The sequence below is a fragment of the Pseudomonas paraveronii genome, from assembly GCF_963681955.1.
Classification (GTDB): domain Bacteria; phylum Pseudomonadota; class Gammaproteobacteria; order Pseudomonadales; family Pseudomonadaceae; genus Aquipseudomonas; species Aquipseudomonas paraveronii.
The window spans coordinates 3826756-3840758 of sequence record NZ_OY817130.1; the positions used below are offsets into that span (position 1 = coordinate 3826756).

Consider the following 14003-nt stretch of genomic DNA (forward strand, 5'->3'; position numbering starts at 1 on the left):
AAGTGGTCGGCGTTAACCGTCCTTCTCGATTTCACAGAGTAGCGGATGCTGGCTTTCCCTGGCGTACTGGTTGACCTGCATGGCCTTTGTCTCGGCGATGTCGCGGGTAAACACTCCACATACTGCCCGTCCTTCTGTGTGAACGGCCAGCATTACCTTGGTCGCCAACTCGCGGTTCAGGTTAAAAAACACCTCGAGCACTTCGACCACGAAATCCATCGGTGTGTAGTCATCATTGAACAAAACCACCTTGTACATCGGCGGCGCCTGTAGAGCAGGCTTAGCCTCCTGGACAGCAATGCCTGCAGAACCGTCGTCATCGTGTTCGTGATCCGGTCGATCCTGATTGAATGTTAGTCGAATCTGGCTGATTGCATGCATGGAAAGAAAGGTTCGTCAGTGGTTCAAATACAGTGGTGGGGGCGACCTGTCAGAATTTCAACTCTGACCCTTCGGTCACCTTGACTATCGGTAAATCAGTGTTACAACCAATAGAACCCACAGTGGGTAAAAAAGGTCCGCGCAGTCAACCTTATTATTCGGGTTAGGACGGATAAACTGGATGATACTCCAGTGATGGAGTCTGGTGCAGAGGGATATGGGTATGTCTGGCGTCAAGATCAGTGGCAAGGTCAAGTGGTTCAATAACGCCAAGGGATATGGCTTTATTAACGAAGAAGGTAAAAGCGAGGACCTTTTTGCACACTATTCGGCGATCATCATGGATGGGTACAAAACGCTGAAGGCGGGGCAAGCTGTGAGCTTTGAAATCATTCAAGGACCGAAAGGGCTGCACGCCGTAAATATTGATGCAGTGAAAACTGGAACACCGGAAAAGCCCGCAGCATCGCACGCTCATAAAGAAAAGAAACAAACGGCCTGATTCGCCGCCGAGCATGCAGTCTTGCAATACGAAAACGGCCACCCCAGTCAATCCAGGGTGGCCGTTTTTTATGCCACTTTGCTTACATATGCGAAATCAACGCATCGCCAAACCCCGACGAAGACAGCAACTTGGCACCGTCCATCAAGCGATGGAAATCATAGGTCACGGTCTTGGCCGAGATCGCGCCATTGGTGCCCTTGATGATCAAGTCAGCCGCCTCGGTCCAGCCCATGTGGCGCAGCATCATTTCCGCCGACAGAATCAATGAGCCCGGGTTGACCTGGTCCTTGCCCGCATACTTGGGCGCAGTACCGTGGGTAGCCTCGAACATGGCGATGGTATCGGACAGGTTGGCCCCCGGCGCAATGCCGATGCCCCCTACTTCCGCCGCCAGCGCATCGGAAAGGTAGTCGCCGTTGAGGTTCAACGTGGCGATCACATCGTATTCGGCCGGGCGCAGCAGGATCTGCTGAAGCATGGCGTCGGCAATTGCATCTTTAACCACTACGTTCTTGCCGGTTTTTGGATTCTTGAACTGCATCCATGGACCGCCGTCGAGCAGGGTCGCGCCGAATTCTTTCTCGGCGATGCCGTAGGCCCACTCCTTGAAGGCACCTTCGGTGAACTTCATGATGTTGCCTTTGTGCACGATGGTCAGCGACTCACGATCGTTATCCACGACGTATTGCAGCGCTTTGCGCACCAGACGCTCAGTACCCTGCTTGGAGACCGGCTTGATACCGATGCCGCAATCCTGGTTGAAACGGATCTTGGTAACACCCATTTCTTCCTTGAGGAACTTGATCACTTTGATCGCTTCCGGCGAACCGGCTTTCCACTCGATCCCGGCGTAAATATCTTCGGAGTTTTCGCGGAAGATGGTCATGTCCACGTCGCCAGGCTTCTTGACCGGGCTTGGCACGCCTTCGAACCAGCGCACCGGGCGCAGGCACACATACAGGTCGAGTTGTTGGCGCAGGGCCACGTTCAACGAACGGATGCCACCACCGACCGGGGTGGTCAGCGGGCCTTTGATGGACACCACGTAATCCCTGACCGCGTCCAGGGTTTCCTGGGGCAGCCAGGTGTCCTGGTCGTAGACTTGGGTCGCTTTTTCGCCGGCGAAAACTTCCATCCACGAAATCTTGCGCTTGCCGCCGTAGGCTTTTTCAACAGCTGCGTCGACCACCTTGATCATCACCGGGCTGATGTCGACGCCAATACCGTCACCTTCGATATAAGGGATGATCGGTTGGTCAGGAACATTGAGAGAATGGTCTGCATTGACGGTGATTTTGTCGCCGACTGCCGGAACCTGAATCTTCTTGTATCCCATGCTGAACTCCATCTATGGATTGAACATCTGGCTGCGTCCGAGCCTACTCCAGATAAATGACGACTGAAACCTCACGCCACGCTCATTTGCAGCGAAAACAGCATATTTAGTTGCCTACTAGCTTGAAAGCAAAGGGAAAAGCGCCAATCTTGAGCACATCATGCGACTTTAGGCGCGATTTGGTCCCTGCGACCTTTAGACCAATGGACGACCCACCTTTTGTATGAGAGCTCGGCGTAAGCATAGCGACCTATGTATAATGCCGCCGCTGACCAAAGAGTCACGACGGCCGACCGCCTGCTTCTTCAATAGAAAGCAACGCCCCGCGCCTGAAAAGCCGGACTAAACAATAGTCCACCCGCTTGACGCTCGACTGATGCAACCCAACATCACCGCGAAGAAATCTCGACCTTTCGCTCATGGATGACTTTGAACGAACGCGCTCTACCCGGCGCATCTCGAGTTTCTGCGCACGCTTTCAGCAAAGAAGAGAGTTAATCCGAATATGCCCACCCGCTCGAAGATCATCTACACCTTCACCGACGAAGCACCAGCCCTCGCCACCTATTCACTGCTGCCTATCGTAGAGGCCTTCACCGCTTCCGCTGATATTGCCGTGGAAACCCGCGACATCTCCCTCGCCGGGCGCATCCTCGCAAGCTTCCCCGAGCAACTGGGCGCCAAAGCCGTACCGGACCACCTCGCCGAACTGGGCGCCCTGGCCGTTACGCCTGAAGCCAACATCATCAAGCTGCCTAACATCAGTGCCTCGACCCCTCAACTGCAGGCGGCGATCAAGGAACTGCAAGCCAAGGGCTACGCCCTGCCGGACTACCCGGAAACCGTAACCACCGACGCGGAAAAAGAAACCCGCGCACGTTACGACAAGATCAAGGGCAGCGCCGTGAACCCGGTACTGCGCGAAGGCAACTCTGACCGCCGCGCACCGCTGTCGGTCAAGAACTATGCACGCAAGCACCCGCACAAGATGGGCGCCTGGGCCGCCGACTCGAAGTCCCACGTTGCTCACATGAGCCACGGCGACTTCTACGGCAGCGAAAAAGCCGTACAGATCGAGGCAGCCGACGCTGTCAAAATCGAGCTGATCGCTAAAGACGGCACCGCAACCGTACTGAAGGAAAAGACTTCGGTACAAGCTGGCGAAATCATCGACAGCTCCGTGCTGAGCAAGAACGCCCTGCGCAGCTTCATCGCCGCTGAAATCGAAGACGCCAAGAAACAAGGCGTGCTGCTGTCGGTTCACCTGAAAGCCACCATGATGAAGGTCTCCGACCCGATCATGTTCGGCCAGATCGTTGCCGAGTTCTATAAAGACGCCCTGGCCAAGCACGCCGTCGTGCTGGAACAGATCGGCTTCAACCTGAACAACGGCATCGGCGACCTGTACGCTCGCATCAAGGCCCTGCCGGCCGAGCAGCAAGCGCAGATCGAAGCCGATATCCAGGCGGTCTACGCCGCGCGCCCATCGCTGGCGATGGTCAACTCCGACAAAGGCATCACCAACCTGCACGTGCCGAGCGACGTCATCGTCGACGCCTCGATGCCGGCCATGATCCGTGACTCCGGCAAAATGTGGGGCACCGACGGCCAGTTGCACGACACCAAGGCTGTGATCCCGGATCGCTGCTACGCCACCATCTACCAAGCCGTCATCGAAGACTGCAAGGCTCATGGTGCGTTCGATCCGACCACCATGGGCAGCGTACCGAACGTTGGCCTGATGGCACAGAAAGCCGAAGAGTACGGCTCTCACGACAAGACCTTCCAGCTCAAGGCTGACGGCGTCGTTCGCGTCACCGACAGCAAGGGCAACCTGCTGATGGAACAGCCCGTCGAAGCCGGCGACATCTTCCGCATGTGCCAGGCCAAAGACGCGCCGATCCAGGACTGGGTCAAACTCGCCGTCAACCGTGCCCGCGCCAGCAACACCCCGGCCATCTTCTGGCTCGACCCACAACGCGCCCACGACGGTGCGGTGATCGAGAAAGTCCAGACCTACCTGAAAGACCACAACACCGAAGGCCTGGACATCCGCATCATGTCGCCGGTCGACGCGATGAAGTTCACCCTGGAGCGCACCCGCAAGGGCCTGGACACCATCTCGGTGACCGGTAACGTACTGCGCGACTACCTGACCGACCTGTTCCCGATCATGGAACTGGGCACCAGCGCCAAGATGCTGTCGATCGTGCCGCTGATGAACGGCGGTGGCCTGTTCGAAACCGGCGCCGGCGGTTCGGCACCGAAACACGTGCAGCAGTTGCTGGAAGAAAACTTCCTGCGCTGGGATTCCCTGGGCGAGTTCCTGGCCCTGGCCGCATCGCTTGAGCATTTGGGTGTGACCTACAACAACCCGAAAGCCCTGGTACTGTCCAAGACCCTGGACCAGGCCACCGGCCAGTTCCTCGACAACAACAAGTCGCCATCGCGCAAAGTCGGCAACATCGACAACCGCGGCAGCCACTTCTACCTGGCGCTGTACTGGGCCCAAGCCCTGGCCGCGCAGACCGAAGACACCGCGCTGCAAGCGCAATTCGCCACACTTGCCAAGACCCTGGCCGCGAACGAGGCAACCATCGTTGCCGAGCTCAACGCCGTACAGGGCAAGCCCGTGGACATCGGCGGCTACTACGCGCCGAACCCGGAGCTGACCAGCAAGGTCATGCGCCCGAGCAACACCCTCAACGCGGCAATTGCCAAGCTGAAGTAAGATTGTAAGGATGCAAACAAACCCCGGCCCCGTGCCGGGGTTTGTGTTTCCAGCGAATAAACCGGATTCAAATGTGGGAAGGAGCTTGCTCCCGATAGCAGTGAGTCAGCTACCAATAAGTCGACTGCCCCACCGCCATCGGGAGCAAGCCCCCTCCCACACCGACTGCAATCCTGCCTGAAGACCGCACCGCACTCAGAATCGAGAGGCATCCAATGACCTGGCAACCCCACATCACCGTCGCCACCATCGTCGAAGACAACGGCCGCTTCCTGATGGTCGAAGAACTCAAAGGCGGCCGCGCCGTGCTCAACCAGCCCGCCGGCCACCTCGACCCGCACGAAACGCTGACCGAAGCCGCCGTGCGTGAAACCCTCGAAGAAACCGGCTGGGACGTCGAAGCCACCGGCATCGTCGGCATCTACCTGTACACCGCCCCGAGCAACGGCGTGACCTACCAGCGGGTCTGTTTCACCGCCAAGGCGCTGAAACACCACCCGGACTATCAACTAGACGACGGCATCGTGCGCGCCCGCTGGCTGACCCGTGAGGAACTGATGGCCCTGCGCGACACCTGGCGCAGCGAGCTGATCATCCGCTGTATCGACGATTATCTGGCCGGCTTTCGTCACAGTCTCGAATTGATCCGACCTTCTCTTTAGCCTTGAAGGCTTGGGCCTGTTAGAATCGCGTCCTTTTTCAAGACACCCGTTGAAACCCTATGCGTGATCCAGCCCCTTCTGACACACAAAAGAAGCGCGTCATCGTCGGTATGTCCGGCGGCGTGGATTCTTCCGTTTCCGCCGTTCTGCTCATGGAGCAGGGTTATGAGGTGGAAGGCCTGTTCATGAAGAACTGGGAAGAAGACGATGGAACGGAATATTGCACCGCCATGGACGACCTGGCAGATGCCCAGGCCGTGTGCGACAAGATCGGCATCAAGCTGCACACCGCCAATTTCGCGGCCGAGTACTGGGACAACGTGTTCGAGCACTTCCTGGCCGAATACAAGGCCGGCCGCACGCCGAACCCGGACATCCTGTGTAATCGCGAGATCAAGTTCAAGGCGTTCCTCGACTACGCCATGATGCTCGGCGCGGACCTGATCGCCACTGGCCACTACGTGCGCCGTCGCGATATCGACGGGCGCACCGAACTGCTCAAGGGCCTGGACCCCAACAAGGACCAGAGCTACTTCCTGCACGCCGTCGGCGGCGAACAGATCGCCAAGACCCTGTTCCCGGTAGGCGAGCTGGAAAAGCCCGAAGTGCGCAGGATCGCCGAGCAGCACGACCTGGCCACCGCCAAGAAGAAGGACTCCACCGGGATCTGCTTTATCGGCGAGCGCCGCTTCAGCGATTTCCTCAAGCAATACCTGCCGGCGCAACCGGGCGAGATCAAAACCACCGAAGGCGAGGTCATCGGCCGCCACCACGGCCTGATGTACCACACCATCGGCCAGCGCCAGGGCCTGGGCATCGGCGGCTTGAAAGACGCCGGTGACGAGCCGTGGTACGTGCTGGTCAAGGACCTAGAGCACAACGAACTGATCGTGGGCCAGGGCAATGAGCACCCCTGGTTGTTCTCCCGCGCGCTGCTCGCCTCGGATATCTACTGGGTCAACCCGGTGGACCTGAGCGCGCCGCGCCGCCTGACCGCCAAGGTGCGCTATCGCCAGAGCGACCAGCCCTGCACCCTGGAAAAAACCGCCGACGGTTACCGCGCCACCTTCGACGACCCGCAGCGCGCGGTCACGCCTGGCCAGTCCGTGGTGTTCTACGATGGCGAGGTGTGCCTGGGGGGCGGCGTGATTGAAGTCGCCGAACCCTGGAGCAGCCCGGCATGAGCCCGACCCAGGAGCAATTGACGGCGCTCGGCGGGGTATTCCTCGCCGCGGTGCTGGTGGACAAGATCGCCAAGACCGGCCAGGTCACCGAGGCCGGCCTGACCTGCATGCTCGGCAGCCTGCTGATTCGCGACCCCAAGGACACCCTGGAAGTCTACGGCGGTGACGACCTGGCGCTGCGCGAAGGCTACCGTGCGCTGGTCGGCGCACTGGAACGCGACCCGAGCACCTTGCAGCGCGAACCACTGCGCTACGCCCTGTCGATGCTCGGCCTTGAGCGCCAACTGGCCAAGCGTGACGACCTGCTCGAGACCATCGGCAAGCGCCTGCCGCAGATCCAGTCCCAGGTTGAACACTTCGGCCCGGCCCACGAAAACGTCATCGCCGCTTGCGGCGCGCTGTACCAGGACACCTTGAGCACGTTGCGCCAGCGCATCCAGGTGCATGGCGATATGCGCAACCTGCAACAACCGAACAACGCCTCGAAGATCCGTGCCCTGCTCCTGGCCGGTATTCGTTCGGCGCGGTTGTGGCGCCAATTGGGTGGTCATCGTTGGCAGTTGGTCATCAGCCGTCGCAAATTGCTCAAAGAGCTTTACCCGTTGATGCGCAAAGAATAAGTCGCAGCCACGGGCTATTTTCAAGCCGTTACGCGTAATACGCCGGTCAGTTGGCAACGGACCGGCGGATTTTTTCATGTATGATACGCGCCCCATTTCGTTGCCCGACTGTCCGAGAACACCCCATGCAGCTCTCTTCGCTCACTGCGGTTTCCCCTGTTGACGGCCGCTACGCCGGCAAGACCCAGGCCCTGCGCCCGATTTTCAGTGAATACGGCCTGATCCGTGCCCGCGTACTGGTTGAAGTGCGCTGGCTCCAGCGCCTGGCCGCTCACCCCGCCATCAGCGAAGTGCCGGCGTTCTCCGCCGAAGCCAACGCTGCATTGAACACCCTGGCGGAAAACTTCTCTCTGGAGCACGCCGAGCGTGTCAAAGAGATCGAGCGCACCACCAACCACGACGTCAAAGCCATCGAATACCTGCTCAAAGAGCAAGCGGCCAAGCTGCCGGAACTGGCCAAGGTCAGCGAATTCATCCACTTCGCCTGCACCAGCGAGGACATCAACAACCTGTCCCACGCGCTGATGCTGCGCGAAGGCCGTGATGACGTGATGCTGCCGCTGATGCGCCAGACCGCCGAAGCCATCCGCGAACTGGCGATCCGCTTCGCCGCTGTGCCGATGCTGTCGCGCACCCACGGTCAACCGGCCTCGCCGACCACCCTGGGTAAAGAACTGGCCAACGTGGTGTACCGCCTGGAGCGCCAGATCGCTCAAGTCGCTGCAGTCCCACTGCTGGGCAAGATCAACGGCGCCGTAGGCAACTACAACGCGCACCTGTCGGCCTACCCGGAGATCGACTGGGAAGCCAACGCCCGCGCCTTCATCGAAGACGAACTGGGCCTGGGCTTCAACCCGTACACCACGCAGATCGAACCGCACGACTACATCGCCGAACTGTTCGACGCGATTGCGCGCTTCAACACCATCCTGATCGACTTCGACCGTGATGTCTGGGGCTACATCTCCCTGGGCTACTTCAAGCAGCGCACCATTGCCGGTGAAATCGGTTCGTCGACCATGCCGCACAAGGTCAACCCGATCGACTTCGAAAACTCCGAAGGCAACCTCGGCATCGCCAACGCGCTGTTCCAGCACCTGGCCAGCAAGTTGCCGATCTCCCGCTGGCAGCGCGACCTGACCGACTCCACCGTACTGCGCAACCTCGGCGTGGGCTTTGCCCACAGCGTGATCGCCTACGAAGCCAGCCTCAAAGGCATCAGCAAGCTGGAACTCAACGAGCAGAAAATCGCCGCTGACCTGGACGCATGCTGGGAAGTACTGGCCGAGCCGATCCAGACCGTGATGCGCCGCTACAACATCGAAAACCCGTATGAGAAGCTCAAAGAGTTGACGCGCGGCAAAGGCATCAGCCCTCAAGCACTGCAAACTTTCATCGACGGCCTGGACATGCCCGCCGCTGCCAAGGCCGAGCTGAAGCTGCTCACCCCGGCCAACTACATCGGCAACGCCGTGGCCCAAGCCAAGCGCATCTGATCATCGCAAGCCCCTTTGAGACGCCCGGCCGCGCCGGGCGTTTTTATTCCAGTCTGAAAAGTGCTTTTTTTCAATAGGTTACACATGAATCCTGATATCCCTCTTCAACTTCTGGGCGGCATCACGGCACGGGAATTCCTGCGCGACTACTGGCAGAAAAAACCGCTGCTGATCCGTCAGGCCATTCCTGACTTCGAAAGCCCGATCGACGCCGATGAACTGGCCGGCCTGGCCCTGGAAGAAGAAGTCGAGTCGCGCCTGGTGATCGAACACGGCGAGCGTCCGTGGGAACTGCGCCGCGGCCCGTTCGCCGAAGACACCTTCAGCACCTTGCCCGAGCGCGAGTGGACCCTGCTGGTGCAGGCGGTCGACCAGTTCGTGCCGGAAGTCGCCGAATTGCTCGAGCAGTTCCGCTTCCTGCCCAGCTGGCGCATCGACGACGTGATGATCAGCTTCGCCGCGCCCGGCGGTAGCGTGGGTCCGCACTTCGATAATTACGACGTGTTCCTGCTGCAAGCCCACGGCAAGCGCAACTGGAAGATCGGCCAGATGTGCAGCTCTGAAAGCCCGATGCTGCAACACGCCGACCTGCGCATCCTCGCCGAATTCGAAGAGAGCGCTGAATGGGTGCTGGAACCGGGCGACATGCTCTACCTGCCGCCACGCCTGGCCCACTACGGCATTGCAGAAGATGACTGCATGACCTACTCGGTAGGCTTCCGCGCGCCAAGCGCTGCCGAAGTACTGACCCACTTCACCGACTTCCTGAGCCAGTACCTGACCGACGAAGAGCGTTACACTGACGCCGATATTCAGCCAGTCAGCGACCCGCACCAGATCCAGAGCGACGCCCTCAACCGTCTCAAAAGCCTGCTGGCCGAGCACATGAGCGACGAGCGCATGCTACTGACCTGGTTCGGCCAGTTCATGACCGAGCCGCGCTACCCGGAACTGGTCGCCGGCCCGGAAGAGCTGCTGGAAGAAGACGTGGTCGGCAGCCTGGAAGACGGCGGCGTACTGATCCGCAACCCAAGCGCGCGCATGGCCTGGTCCGAAGTGGACGACGACCTGCTGCTGTTTGCCAGCGGCCAGAGCCGTTACCTGCCGGGCAAACTGCGCGAACTGCTGAAAATGATCTGCGCAGCCGACGCCCTGCACATCGACAACCTCAGTGAATGGCTGACGGACGAAGATGCCCGCGACCTGCTGTGCGAACTGGTCAAGCAAGGAAGCCTGGGGTTTGCCGATGAATAGGATTCACGTAAGTGTCGCGGACTGGCATAAGGATATCGCCGAGATTCGGCGCATTCGTGAAGCGGTATTTATCGCCGAACAATCGGTTCCACCCGAACTGGAATGGGACGCAGACGACGCGGATGCCGTGCATTTCCTCGCGTTCGAGGGCGACTTTCCGATTGGCACCGCGCGCCTGCTGCCCAGCGGCGAGATCGGCCGCGTGTCGGTCCTCAAGGACTGGCGCGGGCTGAAAGTCGGCGACAAGCTGATGGAAGCGGTGATCGGCGAAGCCGAAAAACGCGGCCAGCACAAACAGTTCCTCAGCGCACAGGTCTATGCCGCGCCGTTCTATGAGCGACTGGGCTTCAAGATTGTCAGCGAGGAATTCCTTGAAGTCGGGATTCCGCACGTCGATATGGTGCGCGAGGGCTGATCCGGGACCGCGTCGCTGCTATCGGGGGCAAGTCGAATCGTCGCACCGCCCCTCCCACATTCGACCGCATTCCAAGGGATGCTCTCGGTCAAAATGTGGGAGGGGGCTTGCCCCCGATAACTATTTCAGCAACACCAAAAATACCCTGCCCCGCCAGGGTGTTTTGCCATCTACGATTCAACTTGCGACCCGCCAGGCCGACAAACTGGCACTATCAAGCCTTATGACTCGCAGAGATAACGGACATGTCCCTACGCACCCTGCTCACAGCCCTCCTCCTGACCGCCAGCTTCACGGCAGTGGCCGACACCGAAGTCGTCAACCTGAGCAACCGCACCAGCGCCGACCTGCTGCCGGTGGCGCAGAACTTCCTCGGTAAGGATGGCACCGTCAGTGCCTACGGCAATCAACTGATCGTCAATGCCGACCCTGCCAAGATCCAGAGCCTGCGCGCCTTGCTCGCGCAATTGGACACACCGGCCAAGCGCCTGCTGATCACCGTCGACACCAACGAAAACAACCAGCAAAACAGTGGCGACAGCCAAACCCGCATCATCAGCTACGGTACCGCCAGCCGCGACGGCGGGATCCAGCAGATCCAGGCCAGCGAAGGCGTGCCCGCACTGATCCAGGTGGGCCAGAGCGTGCCGCTGACCACCACCCAGCCCGATGCCTATGGCCGCCCGCAAAACCAGACCCAGTACCGCAACGTCACTCAAGGCTTCTACGTGACCGCCAGCGTGACAGGCGACACCGTGCACCTGGCGATCAGTACCAACCGTGACCGCATGAGCCAGGAGCGTCCCGATGTAGTGAACGTGCAGAGCACCGACACAAGCGTCAGCGGTCGCCTGGGCGAGTGGATTCCGCTGGCCGGCATCAATCGCGAAACCCAGGCCGACAAAACCTCTCAAACCCGCACCTACACTACCCAGGGCCGCGACGACCTGACTTTACGCGTTAAAGTCGAGACCTTGAACTGAAGCACCAATAACTGACTGACGAGTCGTATGAGACTAAAGATGTAGTGCCAGAAAAAAAGCACTACAAAACATTTGACGATCCAAAAAAGCATGGGCATGATGGCCTCGCTCCCGCTAATCAGAGGCCCTGGCAAGGGCCTTCGGATCGTCACTCTAAGTTACCCACCTGAGCCGATTCGTGTCTGTACCGCCCACAAGGTGTGTTTGACGAGGTTGCGACTGGAACGAAGTTGTCCCGAGGGACGGAAGCTAACCAGGTAACGCGGCTACACACTGTTGGATCGCCCAAAGGCCCACGACGCCCGAAGACCGTTCGCAGTTCGCCCTTACCTGCCCAACTCCCCTCTCGCCCTTCGTTCATCCCGTCGCCTCCCCGCCAGACTTGACTTGAACACCGGTGCTTCTGGTCAGCGAGCAGCCATGCCCACGCACTGTATACGTGGCTGGCAAACGGAATTTTCCACCCAGACCTATGCGACGAGGTTTATCTCCATGGCACTGACACGCGAACAGCAAATTGCAGCCCTTGAAAAAGATTGGGCTGAAAACCCACGCTGGAAAGGCGTGACCCGCGCTTACTCCGCTGCTGACGTCGTCCGCCTGCGCGGCTCGGTTCAACCTGAGCACACCTTTGCAAAACTCGGCGCCGAGAAGCTGTGGAACCTGGTCACCCAGGGCGCCAAGCCTTCCTTCCGTCCCGACAAAGATTTCGTCAACTGCATGGGCGCCCTGACCGGTGGCCAGGCAGTCCAACAGGTAAAAGCCGGTATCCAGGCGATCTACCTGTCCGGCTGGCAAGTGGCTGCGGACAACAACTCCGCCGAATCCATGTACCCCGACCAATCGCTGTACCCGGTAGACTCCGTGCCAACCGTGGTCAAGCGCATCAACAACTCGTTCCGTCGCGCCGACCAGATCCAGTGGAAAGCCGGTAAAGGTCCGGGCGACGAAGGCTACATCGACTACTTCGCACCGATCGTGGCTGACGCCGAAGCCGGTTTCGGCGGCGTGCTGAACGCCTACGAGCTGATGAAGAGCATGATCGAAGCAGGCGCCGCCGGCGTTCACTTCGAAGACCAACTGGCCTCGGTAAAAAAATGCGGCCACATGGGCGGCAAAGTACTGGTACCGACCCAGGAAGCCGTGCAGAAGCTGACCGCTGCCCGTCTGGCTGCTGACGTTGCCGGTACACCGACCATCATCCTGGCCCGTACCGACGCCAACGCTGCCGACCTGCTGACGTCGGACTGCGACCCATACGACCAACCGTTCGTCACTGGCGAGCGTACCCAGGAAGGCTTCTACAAAGTGCGCGCCGGTCTCGACCAGGCCATCGCTCGCGGCCTGGCCTATGCCCCTTATGCCGACCTGATCTGGTGCGAAACCGCCAAGCCGGACCTGGCAGAAGCCCGTCGCTTCGCTGAAGCGATCAAAAAGGAATACCCAGACCAACTGCTGTCCTACAACTGCTCGCCTTCCTTCAACTGGAAGAAAAACCTGGACGACGCGACCATCGCCAAGTTCCAGCGCGAACTGTCCGCCATGGGCTACAAGCACCAGTTCATTACCCTGGCCGGCATCCACAACATGTGGCACAGCATGTTCAACCTGGCGCACGACTACGCCCGCAACGACATGACCGCCTACGTGAAGCTGCAGGAGCAGGAATTCGCTGACGCCGCCAAGGGTTACACCTTCGTGGCTCACCAGCAGGAAGTGGGCACCGGCTACTTCGACGACATGACCACCGTGATCCAGGGCGGCACCTCGTCCGTGACCGCGCTGACCGGTTCGACCGAAGAAGAACAGTTCCACTGAGTGACTGAGCAAACGGCCATTGCGGGCACGGTAAAAAGCTAACCGCAATGCCGCTCGATCTACGCCCCGACTGGTTCGGGGCGTTTTTTTTGCCCGAAAAAACGCCCCCTGACACCACACAAATCAAAAATGTGGGAGGGGGCTTGTCCCCGATTACGGTGTGTCAGTCAATACTTCGCTGCTGATCCACCGCAATCGGGGACAAGCCCCCTCCCACACTGGGAAATGCGTCCAACCTGAAAATTTTGGGCAAAACATTGATCCAAAGCGGTATTTTGTTCAGATAAATCAGCTAAAAGATCCGCACCGGCAACTAGCGGTAATCAAGCAAGTAACGACAACTTCCTGCACCACACCGCAACCATCCGCTTAACGCCCACCCAAATAACATTCATTATCATTTGGACCATAAAAGCGTCGTTACAGGTTAAACAAAACATATTTGATAAAAAGCCCGCTAATGCCCGTAACTCAAGGGCTGCAGCCCTACGGAGGTGTACTATGTGCTTATTCCACCGAATAATTTCGCTATAGGAATTTTACTTGCCCGGTGTTTAGCCATAAAATCACCGCGATTGATTCCGCTGCGACATATCGTCACTGCATTGTTACTTTTTC

The 14003-nt window shown here is 59.2% G+C and carries 12 protein-coding genes; 10 read left to right on the forward strand and 2 right to left on the reverse strand.

The window, feature by feature from the left end:
• Positions 1-12: 12 nt before the first annotated feature.
• Positions 13-381 carry an ATP-dependent Clp protease adapter ClpS gene (clpS, locus tag U5A08_RS17530; RefSeq protein WP_010567912.1) on the reverse strand — a complete coding sequence of 123 codons (369 nt, stop codon included), beginning with the start codon at positions 379-381 and terminating at the stop codon, positions 13-15.
• 223 nt (positions 382-604) lie between these two features.
• On the opposite strand from clpS, the gene cspD reads away from it, so the two are divergent.
• Positions 605-883 carry a cold shock domain-containing protein CspD gene (gene cspD, locus U5A08_RS17535; RefSeq protein WP_301295020.1) on the forward strand — a complete coding sequence of 93 codons (279 nt, stop codon included), beginning with the start codon at positions 605-607 and terminating at the stop codon, positions 881-883.
• Positions 884-965: 82 nt separating this feature from the next.
• On the opposite strand, the gene icd is transcribed toward cspD, so the two are convergent.
• A complete protein-coding gene (icd, locus tag U5A08_RS17540) occupies positions 966-2222 on the reverse strand; it encodes an NADP-dependent isocitrate dehydrogenase (RefSeq protein WP_321847703.1) in 1257 nt (418 codons plus the stop codon).
• Positions 2223-2727: 505 nt separating this feature from the next.
• Between icd and U5A08_RS17545 the strand changes: the two genes are divergently transcribed.
• From U5A08_RS17545 to aceA, 9 genes are all read left to right on the forward strand, one after another.
• On the forward strand, positions 2728-4953 hold the full coding sequence (locus tag U5A08_RS17545; protein WP_321847704.1) for an NADP-dependent isocitrate dehydrogenase: 2226 nt from the start codon (positions 2728-2730) through the stop codon (positions 4951-4953).
• Positions 4954-5168: 215 nt separating this feature from the next.
• Positions 5169-5615, forward strand: coding sequence for an NUDIX hydrolase (locus U5A08_RS17550; RefSeq protein WP_276197516.1), 447 nt, complete (start codon positions 5169-5171; stop codon positions 5613-5615).
• A 59-nt stretch (positions 5616-5674) separates the two neighbouring features.
• Positions 5675-6799: a tRNA 2-thiouridine(34) synthase MnmA gene (mnmA, locus tag U5A08_RS17555; protein ID WP_253396761.1), complete on the forward strand. Its 1125-nt coding sequence runs from the start codon at positions 5675-5677 to the stop codon at positions 6797-6799.
• A complete protein-coding gene (gene hflD / locus U5A08_RS17560; RefSeq protein ID WP_253396763.1) occupies positions 6796-7419 on the forward strand; it encodes a high frequency lysogenization protein HflD in 624 nt (207 codons plus the stop codon). Before mnmA ends, hflD begins: the two co-directional genes overlap by 4 nt.
• A 125-nt stretch (positions 7420-7544) precedes the next feature.
• The gene (purB, locus tag U5A08_RS17565) at positions 7545-8915 is read left to right on the forward strand and encodes an adenylosuccinate lyase (protein WP_247397111.1); all 1371 of its coding nucleotides are present in this window, start codon (positions 7545-7547) and stop codon (positions 8913-8915) included.
• 84 nt (positions 8916-8999) lie between these two features.
• Positions 9000-10169: a ribosomal protein uL16 3-hydroxylase gene (locus tag U5A08_RS17570; protein WP_321847707.1), complete on the forward strand. Its 1170-nt coding sequence runs from the start codon at positions 9000-9002 to the stop codon at positions 10167-10169.
• Entirely contained in the window at positions 10162-10584 is a 423-nt protein-coding gene (locus U5A08_RS17575) for a GNAT family N-acetyltransferase (RefSeq protein ID WP_253396768.1), read from the forward strand. The genes U5A08_RS17570 and U5A08_RS17575 overlap by 8 nt, the downstream gene beginning before the upstream one ends.
• Before the next feature lie 245 nt (positions 10585-10829).
• Complete coding sequence (locus tag U5A08_RS17580) at positions 10830-11567, forward strand: secretin N-terminal domain-containing protein (protein WP_321847708.1); 738 nt, start codon at positions 10830-10832, stop codon at positions 11565-11567.
• 492 nt (positions 11568-12059) lie between these two features.
• Positions 12060-13385, forward strand: coding sequence for an isocitrate lyase (aceA, locus tag U5A08_RS17585; RefSeq protein WP_024076175.1), 1326 nt, complete (start codon positions 12060-12062; stop codon positions 13383-13385).
• Positions 13386-14003: the final 618 nt, after the last annotated feature.

Bases quoted from the DNA above. Each gene is read 5' to 3' on its own strand.
- clpS (WP_010567912.1), bottom strand. From the start codon at position 381: ATGCATGCAATCAGCCAGATTCGACTAACATTCAATCAGGATCGACCG.
- cspD (WP_301295020.1), top strand. From the start codon at position 605: ATGTCTGGCGTCAAGATCAGTGGCAAGGTCAAGTGGTTCAATAACGCC.
- icd (WP_321847703.1), bottom strand. From the start codon at position 2,222: ATGGGATACAAGAAGATTCAGGTTCCGGCAGTCGGCGACAAAATCACC.
- U5A08_RS17545 (WP_321847704.1), top strand. From the start codon at position 2,728: ATGCCCACCCGCTCGAAGATCATCTACACCTTCACCGACGAAGCACCA.
- U5A08_RS17550 (WP_276197516.1), top strand. From the start codon at position 5,169: ATGACCTGGCAACCCCACATCACCGTCGCCACCATCGTCGAAGACAAC.
- mnmA (WP_253396761.1), top strand. From the start codon at position 5,675: ATGCGTGATCCAGCCCCTTCTGACACACAAAAGAAGCGCGTCATCGTC.
- hflD (WP_253396763.1), top strand. From the start codon at position 6,796: ATGAGCCCGACCCAGGAGCAATTGACGGCGCTCGGCGGGGTATTCCTC.
- purB (WP_247397111.1), top strand. From the start codon at position 7,545: ATGCAGCTCTCTTCGCTCACTGCGGTTTCCCCTGTTGACGGCCGCTAC.
- U5A08_RS17570 (WP_321847707.1), top strand. From the start codon at position 9,000: ATGAATCCTGATATCCCTCTTCAACTTCTGGGCGGCATCACGGCACGG.
- U5A08_RS17575 (WP_253396768.1), top strand. From the start codon at position 10,162: ATGAATAGGATTCACGTAAGTGTCGCGGACTGGCATAAGGATATCGCC.
- U5A08_RS17580 (WP_321847708.1), top strand. From the start codon at position 10,830: ATGTCCCTACGCACCCTGCTCACAGCCCTCCTCCTGACCGCCAGCTTC.
- aceA (WP_024076175.1), top strand. From the start codon at position 12,060: ATGGCACTGACACGCGAACAGCAAATTGCAGCCCTTGAAAAAGATTGG.